Origin of the sequence: Clavibacter lycopersici (assembly GCF_003576405.1) — a bacterium.
GTDB lineage: Bacteria > Actinomycetota > Actinomycetes > Actinomycetales > Microbacteriaceae > Clavibacter > Clavibacter lycopersici.
In genome coordinates, this window is record NZ_QWGT01000054.1 from 1 (window position 1) to 13,688 (window position 13,688).

The 13,688-nt window shown below is 73.8% G+C and carries 19 protein-coding genes and 1 pseudogene; 10 read left to right on the forward strand and 10 right to left on the reverse strand.

Going from position 1 to position 13,688, the window contains the following annotated elements; translation table 11 throughout:
• Positions 1-873, reverse strand: an 873-nt coding sequence (locus tag DZG00_RS05640; RefSeq protein WP_147359932.1) for a carboxylesterase family protein, incomplete at its 3' end; no start/stop codon positions are given.
• 153 nt (positions 874-1,026) lie between these two features.
• Between DZG00_RS05640 and DZG00_RS05645 the strand changes: the two genes are divergently transcribed.
• The gene (locus DZG00_RS05645) at positions 1,027-2,073 is read left to right on the forward strand and encodes an NAD(P)-dependent alcohol dehydrogenase (RefSeq protein WP_119381466.1); all 1,047 of its coding nucleotides are present in this window, start codon (positions 1,027-1,029) and stop codon (positions 2,071-2,073) included.
• A gap of 79 nt (positions 2,074-2,152) precedes the next feature.
• On the opposite strand, the gene DZG00_RS05650 is transcribed toward DZG00_RS05645, so the two are convergent.
• Positions 2,153-2,989, reverse strand: coding sequence for an ATP-grasp domain-containing protein (locus DZG00_RS05650; protein ID WP_119381467.1), 837 nt, complete (start codon positions 2,987-2,989; stop codon positions 2,153-2,155).
• A 141-nt stretch (positions 2,990-3,130) separates the two neighbouring features.
• Here DZG00_RS05650 and DZG00_RS16970 point away from each other — a divergent pair, with 141 nt between their 5' ends.
• Both DZG00_RS16970 and DZG00_RS05655 read left to right on the forward strand, forming a co-directional pair.
• Positions 3,131-3,271, forward strand: a complete 141-nt coding sequence (locus DZG00_RS16970; RefSeq protein WP_158586974.1) for a hypothetical protein — start codon at positions 3,131-3,133, stop codon at positions 3,269-3,271.
• Positions 3,272-3,372: 101 nt separating this feature from the next.
• Positions 3,373-4,023 (forward strand): histidine phosphatase family protein, encoded by a 651-nt coding sequence (locus DZG00_RS05655; RefSeq protein ID WP_119381468.1) that lies wholly within the window; start codon positions 3,373-3,375, stop codon positions 4,021-4,023.
• Here the strand turns inward: DZG00_RS05655 and DZG00_RS05660 are convergent.
• The 3 genes from DZG00_RS05660 to DZG00_RS05670 all read right to left on the reverse strand — a co-directional run bounded on the left by DZG00_RS05660 (position 4,020) and on the right by DZG00_RS05670 (position 5,067).
• Positions 4,020-4,460, reverse strand: a complete 441-nt coding sequence (locus tag DZG00_RS05660) for a bleomycin resistance protein (protein ID WP_119381469.1) — start codon at positions 4,458-4,460, stop codon at positions 4,020-4,022. The two genes, DZG00_RS05655 and DZG00_RS05660, sit on opposite strands and share 4 nt — an antisense overlap.
• Before the next feature lie 44 nt (positions 4,461-4,504).
• The gene (locus DZG00_RS05665) at positions 4,505-4,765 is read right to left on the reverse strand and encodes a hypothetical protein (RefSeq protein ID WP_119381470.1); all 261 of its coding nucleotides are present in this window, start codon (positions 4,763-4,765) and stop codon (positions 4,505-4,507) included.
• A gap of 101 nt (positions 4,766-4,866) precedes the next feature.
• On the reverse strand, positions 4,867-5,067 hold the full coding sequence (locus DZG00_RS05670) for a hypothetical protein (protein ID WP_119381471.1): 201 nt from the start codon (positions 5,065-5,067) through the stop codon (positions 4,867-4,869).
• An 86-nt stretch (positions 5,068-5,153) separates the two neighbouring features.
• Here DZG00_RS05670 and DZG00_RS05675 point away from each other — a divergent pair, with 86 nt between their 5' ends.
• Complete coding sequence (locus DZG00_RS05675) at positions 5,154-6,155, forward strand: adenosine deaminase (protein ID WP_119381472.1); 1,002 nt, start codon at positions 5,154-5,156, stop codon at positions 6,153-6,155.
• The gene (locus tag DZG00_RS05680) at positions 6,152-6,451 is read left to right on the forward strand and encodes a YrhK family protein (protein WP_119381481.1); all 300 of its coding nucleotides are present in this window, start codon (positions 6,152-6,154) and stop codon (positions 6,449-6,451) included. Before DZG00_RS05675 ends, DZG00_RS05680 begins: the two co-directional genes overlap by 4 nt.
• Positions 6,452-6,506: 55 nt before the next feature.
• On the opposite strand, the gene DZG00_RS05685 is transcribed toward DZG00_RS05680, so the two are convergent.
• From DZG00_RS05685 to cysK, 5 genes and pseudogenes are all read right to left on the reverse strand, one after another.
• Positions 6,507-6,911, reverse strand: coding sequence for a RidA family protein (locus tag DZG00_RS05685; RefSeq protein ID WP_119381482.1), 405 nt, complete (start codon positions 6,909-6,911; stop codon positions 6,507-6,509).
• Between the two features lie 111 nt (positions 6,912-7,022).
• Positions 7,023-7,547, reverse strand: a pseudogene (locus DZG00_RS05690) (GrpB family protein); the annotation flags it as partial.
• Between the two features lie 34 nt (positions 7,548-7,581).
• On the reverse strand, positions 7,582-8,253 hold the full coding sequence (locus DZG00_RS05695) for a TrmH family RNA methyltransferase (protein WP_119381473.1): 672 nt from the start codon (positions 8,251-8,253) through the stop codon (positions 7,582-7,584).
• Complete coding sequence (gene epsC / locus DZG00_RS05700; RefSeq protein WP_119381474.1) at positions 8,253-8,837, reverse strand: serine O-acetyltransferase EpsC; 585 nt, start codon at positions 8,835-8,837, stop codon at positions 8,253-8,255. The genes DZG00_RS05695 and epsC overlap by 1 nt, the downstream gene beginning before the upstream one ends.
• 2 nt (positions 8,838-8,839) lie before the next feature.
• Positions 8,840-9,778, reverse strand: a complete 939-nt coding sequence (gene cysK, locus DZG00_RS05705) for a cysteine synthase A (RefSeq protein ID WP_119381475.1) — start codon at positions 9,776-9,778, stop codon at positions 8,840-8,842.
• Positions 9,779-9,898: 120 nt separating this feature from the next.
• Here cysK and DZG00_RS05710 point away from each other — a divergent pair, with 120 nt between their 5' ends.
• The 5 genes from DZG00_RS05710 to DZG00_RS05730 all read left to right on the forward strand — a co-directional run.
• Positions 9,899-10,864: a quinone oxidoreductase family protein gene (locus tag DZG00_RS05710; RefSeq protein ID WP_119381476.1), complete on the forward strand. Its 966-nt coding sequence runs from the start codon at positions 9,899-9,901 to the stop codon at positions 10,862-10,864.
• Between the two features lie 56 nt (positions 10,865-10,920).
• Complete coding sequence (locus tag DZG00_RS05715; protein WP_119381477.1) at positions 10,921-11,379, forward strand: hypothetical protein; 459 nt, start codon at positions 10,921-10,923, stop codon at positions 11,377-11,379.
• Positions 11,372-11,692: a transcriptional regulator gene (locus DZG00_RS05720; protein ID WP_119381478.1), complete on the forward strand. Its 321-nt coding sequence runs from the start codon at positions 11,372-11,374 to the stop codon at positions 11,690-11,692. Before DZG00_RS05715 ends, DZG00_RS05720 begins: the two co-directional genes overlap by 8 nt.
• 36 nt (positions 11,693-11,728) lie before the next feature.
• Positions 11,729-12,763 (forward strand): LLM class flavin-dependent oxidoreductase, encoded by a 1,035-nt coding sequence (locus DZG00_RS05725; RefSeq protein WP_119381479.1) that lies wholly within the window; start codon positions 11,729-11,731, stop codon positions 12,761-12,763.
• A 46-nt stretch (positions 12,764-12,809) separates the two neighbouring features.
• On the forward strand, positions 12,810-13,688 hold an 879-nt coding region (locus DZG00_RS05730), incomplete at its 3' end, for an LLM class flavin-dependent oxidoreductase (protein ID WP_119455448.1).

Below are 13,688 nucleotides of genomic sequence, written 5' to 3' on the forward strand. Positions count from 1 at the left end.
CGCGTGGCCGTAGCGCGGTCCCCAGGGCAGGCCCGCGCGGATCCCGGACGCCCACGACGCGCGCTCCGCCCTGGCCTGCCGGCGCATGACCGCGTCGAGCGGCGCGTCGACCGGGAGGGAGCGGGTCACGCGGGCCATCGCCCGGAACATGCGCTCGCGTCCGCCCGTGATCCCCACCGGCGGGCTCTGCACGATCGCCCGCTGGAACAGGTCCCGGGCGCCGTCGCTGATCATGAGGTGCAGGATCGCGTCGCCGCCCGCCGATTGGCCCATCGCGGTGACGGCCGCGGGGTCGCCGCCGAACGCCGCGATGGAGTCGCGGACCCAGCGCAGCGCCTCCAGCTGGTCGAGGAGGCCGAGGTTCGCGGGCGGCCCGCCAGGCGCGCCTCGTCTGGATCCGCCGCCCCCGAAGCCGAGCAGCCCGAGCCGCGCGGTCACCGCGACCACGATCACGCGCTGCTCCACGACGAGCGCGCGCGGATCGTGGATCGCGAGGTCGCCCGCGCCCGTCGTGTAGCCGCCGCCGTGGAACCACACGATCACGGGCAGCGTCTCGCCGGGCGCGAGGTCGGCGGGCAGCGTGATCGACAGGGCCTGGCAGTCCTCCGAGCGCTCCACGCCGTCGAGGGCGCCGCGCATGAGGGTGTCGAGGATCCGCGACGACGGCTGCGGGCACGCGGGTGCCGGAGTCACCGCCCGCAGCACGACGGGCTCGCCGTCGGATCCGATCCGGGCCGCCGCGGGCACGGGCGGCTCGCCGCGGGCCGCCGTCGCGTAAGGAATGCCGAGGTACCGGATCACGTCACCGTCCCGGATCCCCGTCACCTCCCCGGATCTCGTGCGCGTCGGGCCGGGCGGGGAGGTCGGGGGCACCCGGCAACGCTATCCGCCGGGGACCGCTTCCGGCGGCGGCGGTCCGGATCACCCCCCGAACGGGCGTAGCGTCGAGGGGTACCGCATCCGAAGAGGGCGCGGCCGGATCGACCCGATCCCTCCCCTCCCCCACCGGACGTCTCTAGGAGAACCATGCGCACCGTCAACGCCTACGCGGCCACGTCCGCCACCGATCCCATCGTCAAGACCACCATCGAGCGCCGCGACGTCGGCCCGAAGGACGTCTCCATCGACATCGCCTACTCGGGCGTCTGCCACTCCGACATCCACACCGTCCGCGGCGAGTGGGGCCCCATCCAGTACCCGCAGGTCGTGGGCCACGAGATCGTCGGCCGCGTCACCGAGGTCGGCGCAGACGTCACCAAGCACGAGGTCGGCGACCTCGTCGGCGTCGGCTGCATGGTCAACTCCTGCAAGGAGTGCGAGCAGTGCAAGGCCGGCCAGGAGCAGTACTGCCTGAAGGGCAACATCCAGACCTACGGCGGCACCGACCCGGCCGACGGCACCATCACGCAGGGCGGCTACTCCGAGGCCGTCGTCGTCGACGAGGACTTCGTGCTCCGCGTCCCCGAGTCCCTGGACATCGAGAAGGTCGCGCCGCTGCTCTGCGCCGGCATCACCACCTACTCGCCGCTGCGCCACTGGAACGCGGGCCCCGGCACCAAGGTCGCCGTCGTCGGCATGGGCGGCCTCGGCCACATGGCCGTGAAGATCGCGCACGCCATGGGCGCCGAGGTCACCGTGCTGTCGCAGACGCTCTCCAAGAAGGAGGACGGCCTGCGTCTCGGCGCCGACCGCTACTTCGCGACCAGCGACGAGTCGACCTTCGAGGAGCTCGCGAGCTCGTTCGACCTGATCATCAACACGGTCTCCGCGAAGCTCGACATGAGCAAGTACATCGGCCTGCTCGCGATCGACGGCACGCTCGTCAACGTCGGCGCCCCGTCCGAGCCGCTCGAGATCCCCGCGTTCGCGCTCATCCCCGCGCGCCGCAGCTGGGCCGGATCCATGATCGGCGGCATCGCCGAGACGCAGGAGATGCTCGACTTCTGCGCCGAGCACGGCATCGTGCCGGAGACCGAGCTCATCTCGGCCGAGCAGATCAACGAGGCCTACGAGCGCGTCCTCAAGTCGGACGTGCGCTACCGCTTCGTCATCGACGCGAAGACGTTCGCGTAAGCAGCGACTCCCCGTAGAAGGGCCCCGCGGATCATCGGATCCGCGGGGCCCTTCCGCATCCCGGGCGCTCGCGTCGGCGTCAGTCCCCCCGCACCAGCGCGTGCAGCGATCGGGCCATGCTCGCGATGAAGGCGTCCCGCGTGGCCTCGTCCACGAGGTCGAGCGAGAGGTACGGGTTGAGGTCCTCCAGCTCGACGAGCAGCAGATCGCCCTCCCGGGTGCGGCACGCGTCCACCCGCTGGATGCCGTGCTCGACGTCGTTCCAGTCGACGAAGCGCTGCGCGAAGTCCCAGTCGGCTCCGGTGGCGGCGTACGGCTCGAGCCGCCAGCGCGCGGCGGGATCCGGGGCGTGGAGCGCGTACTGCGGCGTGCGATCCACGAAGTAGAACGAGATCTCGTGCACGAAGTCGATCCGGGGCTGCAGGAGACGGCCCCCGAGGTCGAGCGTCGCGAGATCCTCGCGCGTCACGAACGCCAAGCCCACCGAGTCGGCGCCGAACCGCGGCTTCACGACGAAGCGGTCGACCGCCGGCAGCCGGCCGAGGTCGGCGAGGTCGGCGACGGTCGGGATGACCGGATAGCCGGCGGCGAACAGGTCGAGCAGGTACTGCTTGCCCACCTGGTCGGCCTTGCCGCGGAGATCGGTGAAGACCGGGACGCCGCCCGCCCGCGCCGCCGCCCGGAACGCCTCGTACCCGGCCAAGTCGTGGATCACCGGCCCGCTGTTGCGGACCACGACGACGTCGAAGCGGTCCATGAGCCGGGTGGCCGCCGACGGGTGGCAGACCGCGACGTCGAAGTCCCGGCCGAGGCGCCCGGACAGGTCGATGTCCTCGTCGCAGTACCGGCGGCCCTTGGCCTGGTAGCCCAGGTCGCTGACGTAGAGGAGACGGGGTCGGGCGGCATCGGCGGTCATGCACGCACCGTATCGGCCCCGCGCTCCCGAGCGGGCCGCCCGCACATGGGCGCGCGGGGCCGGCGGCGATCCCGCATCGGTCCCGCCCGTCCGCCGTACGACGGACTCGACCGCCCCAGGAGCGTCGGTACCGTCGAGGCCATGGACATCCCGTCGATGATCATGGGCGCCTCGATCGCGTCCGTCGCCTGGATCGGCTTCCACCCGTGGGCGGAGCTGAAGCGGCTGCGCGCCATGGAGGCCGCCATCCAGGCGCCCGAGGGCCCGGGCGAGACGCCCTAGGCACCGGTCCCGCTATGACGGAGAGCCCGGTCCCGTTCCCCTCGGCGCCGTCCGCGGTGGCCGCCGATGGCGCCGCCTCCGCTCCGCGATACCGTCGACGGATGCGCCTGATCCTGATCCGCCACGGCCAGACCAGCTCCAACGTCGCGGGCGTCCTCGACACCCGCATCCCCGGCCCGGGGCTCACCGACCTCGGGCGCACCCAGGCGGCGCGGCTCCCGGAGACCCTGCGGGGCGAGGCGATCGGCGCGGTCCACGTCTCGACCATGCTCCGCACCCACGAGACGGCCGCACCGCTCGCGCGGGCGCTCGGCCTCACCCCCGTCGAGCGCGCCGGCATCCGGGAGATCGCCGCGGGCGGGCTCGAGATGCGCGGCGACCGCGCTGCGGTGACGGAGTACCTGGAGACGATGATCCGCTGGGTGGCCGGCGAGGACGAGCTGCGCCTGGCGGGCGGGGAGACGGGGCGCGAGTTCGCGGCGCGGTTCGACGCCGTCGTCGCGGAGGCGGAGGAGTCGGGGCACGGCACGGTGGCGCTCGTCAGCCACGGCGCCGCCATCCGCTGCTGGTCGGGGCTGCGCGCACGTGGCCTCGACGCGGCCTTCGTCGCCGACCACGCCCTGGAGAACACGGGCGTCGTGGTCCTGGAGGGATCGGGCCGCGATTGGACCCTCGAGTCCTGGGAGGGCGAGCCCGCGAGCGGCGTGGGCGAGGATGCGCCCTCGGGCCCGACGGGAGAGCCGACCGCCTAGGAGGGCTCGGCCTCCGCCGGCCGCCGCCCGATGGACGATTGGAACCGCACGAGGTAGCCGTCGGGATCCTGCACGAGGAACTGGCGGACGCCGGTCTCCTCCTCGCCGATCCGGTACCAGGTCGTCTCCGGCTCGAGGAACAGCGCGACACCGGCGCCCGTGACCGCGTCGGCCACCGCGTCGGCGTCGTCGACCGCGATCTGGAAGTTGATCCCCCGCCCGTACGGCCGCTCGAGCGGTCCCGTCACCCAGTTCCGGATGATGCCCGCCTGCTCGAGCATGAGGTGCGCGCCGCCGCGGGCGATGTACGCGAACCCCTCGGCCGGGCGGTCGTAGAGCACGGCGAAGCCGCAGAGGTCGCGCCAGAACGCGAGGCTCGCGGCGAGGTCGCCGACCAGCAGCTCGGGGACGAGGTCGGGCTCGGCGTCGGGATCCATGCCGCAATGCTCGCAGACGGCCCGCGCAGCCGGCGGCTCCGGCGTCAGGTGGCGGATGGCCGGCGCGCGGCGACGGCGCGCGTGACGGCGAGGATGACGCCGATGAGGACGGCAGCGATGCCGCAGACGATCGCCGTCTTCTCGAACGCGGTCATCCCCGTGATCCGCAGGTAGATCGCCGTGTCGATCTGCCCCTGGAGGGCGTCGAACATCGAGTAGCGGAAGAGGTAGCCGAGGACCGCTGTCGTCGCGGCCGCCATGCCCGCGCCGATCAGCAGGCAGGAGATCACCGTCAGGCACCGCATCAGCCGATCCGCTCCGCGAGCGCCGCGATGATCCCCTCGGGCCCGCGCACGTGGGCCATCATGCTCCCGTCACACGGTACGGCGACATGGCGCGGGCGACCTCACCCCTCCGAGGCCGCGTACGCCGCCGCCTCGCGGATCAGCTGCTCCCGGGTGAGCGGGCCACCGCCGACGGTCAGCCCGCGCTGCCCGCCGCCCGGACCGCTCAGCCAGGTGAGGTCGTAGGTCGGCGTCGCGCCTGCCGGCATGCGCTCGGCGATGTGCCAGCGCTCCCCGTCGACGGTGATCTCGAACGGCTCCATCCCCCGAGCCTACGAGCGGCCGCGACGCAGCGGCCCTGCGTCCGGCACCCGGCGGCCGCCCGGCGCCCGCCCGTTACCGTGGACGGATGATCTCCACGCTCCCGCCCACCGCCGAGCTGCACCTGCACGTCGAGGGCACCCTCGAGCCCGAGCTGGTGTTCGAGCTGGCCGAGCGCAACGGCGTCGAGCTGCCGTACGCGGGCATCGAGGACCTCCGCTCGCGCTACGCCTTCACCGACCTGCAGTCGTTCCTCGACCTCTACTACGCGTGCACCGCCGCGCTCCGCACCCGCCGTGACTTCCACGACCTCGCCGCCGCGTACCTCGAGCGGGCCGCGGCCGACGGGATCCGGCACGTCGAGATGTCGTTCGACCCGCAGGCGCACACGACCCGCGGCGTGCCGGTCGACGACGTGGTCGACGGCCTCCTCGACGCGCTCCGCGACGCGCGCGTGCGCCACGGCATCTCGGGCGGCCTGATCCTCAGCTTCCTGCGCGACCGGCCGGTGGAGGAGGCGATGGCGACCCTCGAGTCCGTCGCCGGCCGCGCGCACGAGCTGCTCGCGGTGGGACTCGACTCCGCCGAGGTCGGCTACCCGCCCTCCCTGTTCGTCGACGTCTTCGCTCGCGCCCGCGAGCTCGGCCTGCACGCCGTCGCGCACGCGGGCGAGGAGGGGCCGCCGTCCTACATCCACGAGGCGCTCGACCTGCTGCGCGTGGAGCGGGTCGATCACGGGGTGCGCTGCCTCGAGGATCCCGCGCTCGTCGACCGGCTCGTCGCCGAGCGGATCCCCCTCACCGTCTGCCCGCTCTCCAACGTGCGCCTCGGCGTGAACGAGACGCTCGACGAGCACGCCCTGCCGGAGCTGCTCGCCCGCGGCGTGCTCGCGACCGTGAACAGCGACGACCCGGCCTACTTCGGCGGCTACCTCGGCGAGAACCTCCGGCAGCTGCGCCGAGCGCACGCCTTCGACGACGATGCGCTGGCACTGCTCGCCCGCAACTCGTTCGAGGCGGCCTTCCTCCCCGACGAGCGCCGCGCGGAGCTCGTCGCCGCGGTGGACGCGTGGCGGACCTCCGCGCTGTGACGCCGCGCGAGGATCCCGGGAGCAGCCGCTCCGTCACCATCACGATCGGGGACGAGGAGCTCGTCATCCGCCACAAGTACGAGGTGGCGAGCATCGTCAACGACGTCATGGTCGCCGCGTGGTTCGTGGCGGGCAGCATCCTCTTCTTCTCCGAGTCGACCACCACGGCGGGGACGTGGCTGTTCCTCCTCGGCAGCATCCAGCTGATGATCCGGCCGCTCATCCGCCTGGGTCGCCGGGTGCACCTCACCCGCATCGGGACCGGAGCGCCGGGAGACACCGGACGCGACTACTGAGGCCGGACGGATCCGGCGCCGTGCAGCAGCGCGCCGCTCCCCGGACCGGCCGCGCTCAGTCGCGGACGGCCGCGACCGCCTCCACCTCGACGAGCTGGTCGTCGTAGCCGAGCACGGTGACGCCGAGCAGCGTGCTCGGTGGATCGTGCGGCGCGAGCGCGTCGCGGACGACCTCCCAGGCGGTCACGAGATCGGCCTGCCGGTTCGACGCGACGAGCACCCGCGTGCTGACGAGGTCCGCGAGGGTCGCACCAGCGGCCTCCAGCGCGACGCGCAGGTTCTCGACGCAGCGCGCGGCCTGCGCGGCGTGATCCCCGACGCCGACCGTGCGGCCGTCCGCGTCGAGCGGGCAGGATCCCGCGAGGAACACGAGCCGCGCGTCGGCGGGCGCGGTCGCGGCGTACGCGTACTCGGCGACCCCGGAGAGGACGGCGGAGCGGATCAGGGTCACGGCGGTCATGGGTCTCCCGTCTGGGCCGCGGGCGGATCCGCGCACCGAGCCCAGCCTGGCAGCCCGCGCGCCGGCCGCCGCGTTCGGCGAGCGCGCCGCCCGCGCCCGGGCGAGGATCCCCTCGATCACCTCGGACTTCGCGTCCGCGTAGGCGTCCATGGACTCCCACCGCCGGGTCATGAGCTCCCGCTTCGTGCGCTCGTAGAGGCCACGGTCGGCGGGGTCCGCGCGGAGACGGTCCCGCAGCAGCAGGTACGCCTCCACCGCGGGGTCACCCTCCTCGTACACGTGCACGTGGACGTCCCGCGCGGGCGTGCGCACGAGGCGGTGCCCGGGCTCGCGGACGCGCAGCTCGTAGCCCGCGGCGACGAGCCGTTCGACGTGGTCCTCCTCGGCCGTGATGTCCGCCACCACGACCACGATGTCGACGATGGGCTTCGCGGCGAGCCCCGGCACCGACGTGGACCCGATGTGCTCGACGGCGAGCGCCGCGTCGCCCACGGCCTCGAGGATCCGCCGCCGGTGCACGACGTACGCCTCGGCCCAGCCGGGATCGTGCGCCTCGAGCCCGATCGTCAGCGGCGGCTGCCCGCCCACGACCTCCACTGTCGTGACGTCGGGTCGGCGGCGGTCGCGATCGTCCATCACCGGGACATCCTGCCAGGCGGCCGGCCGGGCATCAGTCGAACTCGACGTGCTGCGTGATCCACGCGTGCATCACGACCGCGGCGGCCGCCGACGCGTTGATGGAGCGGGTGGATCCGAACTGCGAGATCGCGACGGTCATGTCCGCCGCCGCCACGGCCTCGCCGCTGAGGCCCGGGCCCTCCTGCCCGAAGACGAGCACGCAGCGCTCGGGGAGGCGCGTGGTCTCGAGCAGCACGGATCCGTCGACGTTGTCGATCGCGATGATCGGCATCCCCTCGCCGCGCGCCCACTCGACGAGGTCGGCGATGGTGGCGTGGTGCACGACGTGCTGGTACCGGTCGGTGACCATCGCGCCGCGCTTGTTCCACCGGCGGCGGCCCACGATGTGCACGGTGTCGGCGGCGAACGCGTTGGCGCTCCGCACGATGGACCCGATGTTCATGTCGTGCTGCCAGTTCTCGATGGCCACGTGGAACGGGTGCCGGCGCTGGTCGAGGTCGGCGACGATCGCGTCCATGCGCCAGTAGCGGTACCGGTCGATCACGTTGCGGGTGTCGCCGCGCTCCAGCAGCTCCGGATCCAGGTGCGGCTCGTCGGGCCACGCGTCGGGTCCGCCCGGCCAGGGGCCCACGCCGTGCGTCGAGAGCTCCACGATCGGCGTCGGCTCGGCGCCCTCGACCGGCGCGGAAGGATCCGCGGTCATCAGATGTAGATCGCCGGGTCGACGAAGAACGCGGGATCCACGTGCGCGTCGGGCGCGCGGCCGGTCCGCTTGCCGGTCTCGACCGCGGGGATGCCGGTGAGCACGGATCCCGCGGGCGCGTCCTTCACGACCACCGCGTTCGCGCCGATGACGCTGCCCGCGCCGACCGCGATGGGCCCGAGCAGCTTCGCGCCCGCGCCGATGGTGACGCCGTCGCCGACCGTCGGGTGCCGCTTGCCGTGCACGAGGCTCTTCCCGCCCAGCGTGACGCCGTGGTACATGAGCACGTCGTCGCCGATCTCGGCCGTCGCGCCGATGACGACGCCCATGCCGTGGTCGATGAACAGCCGCCGCCCGATGCGCGCGCCCGGGTGGATCTCCACGCCGGTCAGCGCCCGACCCGCCTGCGCGAGCAGCCGCGCGGCCAATCGCAGACGCCGGCGCCAGAGGGCGTGCGACACCCGGTGCAGCCACACGGCGTGCAGCCCCGGGTAGCCGAGCACCATCTCCAGGTACCCGCGCGCGGCCGGGTCGTGGGCGCGAGCGGAACGGAGGTCCTCGACGACTCGGGCGACGATCCCCACGCCTAGTCGCGCAGGTCGTCGAACAGCACGGTGGAGAGGTACCGCTCGCCGTAGTCGCACACGATCGCGACGATGGTCTTGCCGGCGCTCTCGGGGCGCTTCGCGATCTCGAGCGCGGCCCACACGATGGATCCGGACGAGATGCCGCAGAGGATCCCCTCGTCGGTCGCGAGCGCGCGGGAGACGCGGATGGAGTCCTCGAGGGAGACGTCGACCACCTCGTCGTAGATCTCGGTGTCGAGGATCTCGGGCACGAAGTTCGCGCCGATGCCCTGGATCTTGTGCGGCCCGGGCTTGCCGCCGGTGAGGATGGGCGAGTCGAGCGGCTCGACCGCGACGATCTTGACGCCGGGCTTCCGCTCCTTCAGCACCTGGCCGACGCCCGTGATCGTGCCGCCCGTGCCGACGCCCGCGATGAACACGTCGACGCCGCCGTCGGTGTCCGCCCAGACCTCCTCGGCCGTGGTCTCGCGGTGCCTCTGCGGGTTCGCGGCGTTCGCGAACTGCTGCGCCCAGATGGCGTTGGGGGTGTCGGCCACGAGCTGCTTCGCGCGATCGACCGCGCCGCGCATCCCCTCGGGGCCGGGGGTCAGCACGATCTCGGCGCCGTACGCGCGCAGCACCAGCCGGCGCTCGAGGCTCATGGTCTCGGGCATCGTGAGGACGACCTTGTACCCCCGCGCCGCGCCGACCATCGCGAGCGCGATGCCCGTGTTGCCGCTCGTGCCCTCGACGATCGTGCCGCCCGGCTTCAGCTGGCCCGACGCCTCGGCCGCGTCGATGATCGCGACGCCGATGCGGTCCTTCACGCTGGATGCGGGGTTGTGCGACTCGAGCTTCACCAGGACGGTCGCGTCGAGCCCCTCGGTGAGGCGGTTGAGCCGGACGAGCGGCGTGCCGCCGACCAGCTGGGTGATGTCGTCGTAGACGCGACCTGCCATGGGTTCCACCTTCGTCGTGATCCGGGTCGGTGCGGGGCCGGGCCTCGCGCACCTGCTCGTCTTCGAGCCTATGGGAGCCCAACCGCGCGTGTCGCGGCGGCATTCCTGCAGGCTGGACCCATGAGCGCGCGCATCGAGGTGGCGGGGCCCGGCGGCCCCGAGGTCATGACCCTGACGGACGGCCCCGTGCCGGATCCCGGCCCCGGCGAGGTGCGGATCCGCGTGCACGCAGCCGGCGTCAACTTCATCGACACGTACCGGCGCAGCGGCGTCTACCCGATGGCGCACCCGTACGTGCCCGGATCCGAGGCAGCGGGCGTGATCGAGGCGGTCGGCGACGGCGTGAGCGGCGTCCACGTGGGCGACCGCGTCGCGACGGCCGAGGCGTCCGGCACGTACGCGCAGCACGCGCTCGTCCGCGCGGAGACCCTGCTGCCCGTGCCGGACGGCGTGGCGATGGAGACCGCCGCCGCGCTCCCGCTCCAGGGCCTCACCGCGCACTACCTCGCGACGAGCTCCTACCCGGCCGGCCCCGGGGATCGCGCGCTCGTGCACGCGGGCGCGGGTGGGGTGGGCCTCCTGCTGACGCAGCTGCTGGTGGATCGCGGGGTCGAGGTGATCACGACCGTCTCGAACGAGGAGAAGGCGTCCCTCTCGCGCGCGGCCGGCGCCGCGCACGTGCTCGGCTACGACGACGTGCCCGTGCGGGTCCGCGAGCTCACGGGCGGCCGCGGCGTCGACGTCGTCTACGACGGCGTGGGCCGCGACACGTTCGACGGCTCGCTCGCGTCGCTGCGGATCCGCGGCACCCTCGTGCTGTTCGGCGGCGCGAGCGGGCAGGTGCCGCCGTTCGACCTGCAGCGGCTCAACTCGGGCGGATCCCTCTCCGTCACGCGCCCCACGCTCGCCCACTTCCTGCTCGACGCGGAGGAGCGGCGCTGGCGCGCGGGCGAGCTCTTCGCTGGCGTGCTCGACGGATCCCTCGACGTGCGCGTCGGCGCCACGTACCCGCTCGCGGACGCCCGCCGCGCCCACGAGGACCTCGAGGCCAGGCGCACGACGGGCTCGATCGTCCTGATCCCCTGAGGACCGAGTCGCGCAGATCACTTGCCTTGACGGAAAACGACATGTAGCTTTCCCTCATGGAAAACGATCGAGCAGCCGACGCGACCGCCGCCCTCCGCGACGTCCAGGCCGACCGCGAGGCCCTCGCCTCCCGCATCCCGGAGCCGCGCTGGCACCTCGCGGGATTCGGCGCCGTCGCCCTCGCCTGGGTGGCGCAGGCCGCCGCCCTGTCCCCCGGGGCCGACTACGAGGCACCCACCACATCGTGGGTCGCCGTCGCGGTGGCCGTGATCCTGCTGGTGCTCATCCGGCGCAGCACGGGGATCCGGTTCCGCCGGGTCGGCGCGCGGGCGGGGCTCCTCGTCGCGGCCGCGGTCCTCGTCTGCCTCGCCCTGTTCTCCATCTCGCTCGGGCTCGTCGCGCTGGGACTCGGCTGGGCGGTGGCGATCACCGCGATCGCGGCCTTCCTCCTCGTCACGTGGCTGTCGACGCTCGCGTTCCGCGCGGCCGTGCGCCAGATCGCCCGCCGTGGCTGAGGCCGCCTTCGACGAGCTGATCCACGCGCCCGTGCGCCTCCGCATCTGCGGGATCCTCCGCCGCGTCGACCAGATCGACTTCACCGTGCTGCGCGACACCCTCGGCGTCGCGGACGCGAGCCTCTCCAAGCACCTGAAGTCGCTCGCGGACAGCGGCTACGTGTCGTCGCGGAAGGCGTCGTCGGCGGGGCGGCCCGACCGGCGCCAGCTCACCTGGCTCGCGCTCACGCAGGCGGGGCGGCGCGCCTTCGACGGCCACATGGCGGCACTCACGGAGATCGCGGGTGAGCAGGCGGGTTCCTGGCCCGCCTGACCGCGTCGTCACGGGCGCAGCACCTAGCCTCGTCGCATGCCCGCATCCGGTACCCCGCTCAAGCGCCTCGGCTTCCTCACCATCGGCACCTTCGACCCGGCGGATCCCGCGGCCGGCCACGAGACCACCCTCCGCGTCATCGAGCGCGGCGAGCAGCTCGGCTACGACAGCGCGTGGCTCCGGCACCGGCACCTCCAGCACGGGATCTCCTCCCCCGTCGCCGTCATGGCCGCGGCATCGCAGCGCACGAGCCGCATCCAGCTCGGCACGGCCGTCACGCCGATCGGCGCGGAGAACCCGTTCCGGCTCGCCGAGGACCTCGCGACCGTCGACCTCCTCACCGGCGGCCGCCTGCAGCCGGGCTTCAGCGCCGGCACGCCGATGTCGTTCGACCGGTACCGCGACGCCATCTACCCCGACACCCTCGAGCAGGAGGAGCTCGGCTACGACCGGCTGCTGCGCTTCCGCGACCACGTCCGCGGCGACGCCGTCAACGACCGCGCGGGCCGCGAGGGCCAGGAGGAGTTCGCGTCCACCGTGCAGCCGCAGTCCGCGGGCCTCGTCGACCGGCTCTGGTACGGCGCGGGCAGCACGCGCTCCGCGGTCTGGGCGGCGGAGAACGGCTTCCACCTCCTCACCTCCAGCGTGATCCAGGGCGAGCTCGGGAACGACTTCGCCGAGAACCAGCGCGCGCAGGTCGACGCCTACCGCGCCGCCCACCCGCGCGGCGCCGAGGCCCGCGTCTCGCAGGGCCTCGTCGTGATCCCCACCGACCGCGCGACGCCCGAGCAGGTCACCCGCTACGAGGCGTACGCCGCCTCCCGCGCGCATCGGGTCGGCGTGCCGATGGGGCCGCGGAGGATGCTCTTCGCAGCGGATCTCGTGGGCACGTCCGAGCAGATCGCGGCGACCCTGCACGCCGACGCCGGGTTCCAGGCCGTCGACGAGGTCGCGTTCGCGCTGCCCTTCACGTTCGGGGAGGCGGACCTCGAGCAGATCCTCACCGACATCGCCGAGCGGCTCGGCCCGGCGCTCGGCTGGGCGCCCGCGTCCGCGTCCGCGACCGCCTGACCCGGCGCCTCGGCGGCCGTCCACCCGCACCGCCTACCCTCGTGCCATGCCCGCACCCGGATCCCCGCTGACGCGCCTCGGCTTCCTCACCACCGGCCCCTTCGACCCGTCGGATCCCGCGCCCGGCCTCGAGGAGGCGCTGCGGCTCGTGGAGCTCGGCGACGCGCTCGGCCTCGACACCGCGTGGCTGCGCCCCGACCACCTCCGCCCCGGCGTCTCCTCCCCCGTCGCGATGCTCGCCGCGGCCTCCCAGCGCACCCGCCGCATCCAGCTCGGCACGGCCTCGATCCCCGTCCGCGCCGAGAACCCGCTCCGCCTCGCGGAGGACCTCGCGACCGTCGACCTCCTCTCCGGCGGGCGGCTCCACCCCGGCCTCTCGGTCGGCAACCCGGGCCGCGTCGCCGCCGTCGATCGGGCGATCCACCCCGTGACGGCCGAGCACGAGGAGCCCGGCCGCGAGCGGCTGCTGCGGTTCCGCGACCTCGTGAGCGGCGGTCGCGTGCCGGGCGCGGACGAGCACGACGCGGATCCCGAGGACGACGAGGCCCTCACCCACACCGTGCAGCCGAATTCGCCCGACCTCGCCGACCGGCTCGGCTACGGCGCGGCGACGCTCCGCACCGCAGCCTGGGCGGGAGCGCACGGATTCCGGCTGCTGGCGTCGGACGTGACCGAGCGCGGATCCGGCGACGGCTTCGGCAAGGACCAGCGCGCGCTGATCGACGCCTACCGGGACGCGCATCCGGATCCCGCGGCCGCGCACGTGACCCTCGCCCTCGTGGTCGTGCCCACCGACGGCGCGACAGCGGAGCAGCGCGCGCGGTACGCGGCCGACGCGGCGGCGCGCGCCGAGCGCTCCGCCCGCGCGGAAGGCCGGCCGGGCGGCGCGAGCATGGTCCGCGCCGGCGACCTCGTGGGCCCGGCC

Bases quoted from the DNA above. Each gene is read 5' to 3' on its own strand.
- DZG00_RS05675 (WP_119381472.1), top strand. From the start codon at position 5,154: ATGATCTCCACGCTCCCGCCCACCGCCGAGCTGCACCTGCACGTCGAG.
- DZG00_RS05710 (WP_119381476.1), top strand. From the start codon at position 9,899: ATGAGCGCGCGCATCGAGGTGGCGGGGCCCGGCGGCCCCGAGGTCATG.
- DZG00_RS05670 (WP_119381471.1), bottom strand. From the start codon at position 5,067: ATGGAGCCGTTCGAGATCACCGTCGACGGGGAGCGCTGGCACATCGCC.
- DZG00_RS16970 (WP_158586974.1), top strand. From the start codon at position 3,131: ATGGACATCCCGTCGATGATCATGGGCGCCTCGATCGCGTCCGTCGCC.
- cysK (WP_119381475.1), bottom strand. From the start codon at position 9,778: ATGGCAGGTCGCGTCTACGACGACATCACCCAGCTGGTCGGCGGCACG.
- DZG00_RS05665 (WP_119381470.1), bottom strand. From the start codon at position 4,765: ATGCGGTGCCTGACGGTGATCTCCTGCCTGCTGATCGGCGCGGGCATG.
- DZG00_RS05685 (WP_119381482.1), bottom strand. From the start codon at position 6,911: ATGACCGCCGTGACCCTGATCCGCTCCGCCGTCCTCTCCGGGGTCGCC.
- DZG00_RS05645 (WP_119381466.1), top strand. From the start codon at position 1,027: ATGCGCACCGTCAACGCCTACGCGGCCACGTCCGCCACCGATCCCATC.
- DZG00_RS05660 (WP_119381469.1), bottom strand. From the start codon at position 4,460: ATGGATCCCGACGCCGAGCCCGACCTCGTCCCCGAGCTGCTGGTCGGC.
- DZG00_RS05650 (WP_119381467.1), bottom strand. From the start codon at position 2,989: ATGACCGCCGATGCCGCCCGACCCCGTCTCCTCTACGTCAGCGACCTG.
- DZG00_RS05695 (WP_119381473.1), bottom strand. From the start codon at position 8,253: ATGACCGCGGATCCTTCCGCGCCGGTCGAGGGCGCCGAGCCGACGCCG.
- DZG00_RS05715 (WP_119381477.1), top strand. From the start codon at position 10,921: ATGGAAAACGATCGAGCAGCCGACGCGACCGCCGCCCTCCGCGACGTC.
- DZG00_RS05655 (WP_119381468.1), top strand. From the start codon at position 3,373: ATGCGCCTGATCCTGATCCGCCACGGCCAGACCAGCTCCAACGTCGCG.
- DZG00_RS05725 (WP_119381479.1), top strand. From the start codon at position 11,729: ATGCCCGCATCCGGTACCCCGCTCAAGCGCCTCGGCTTCCTCACCATC.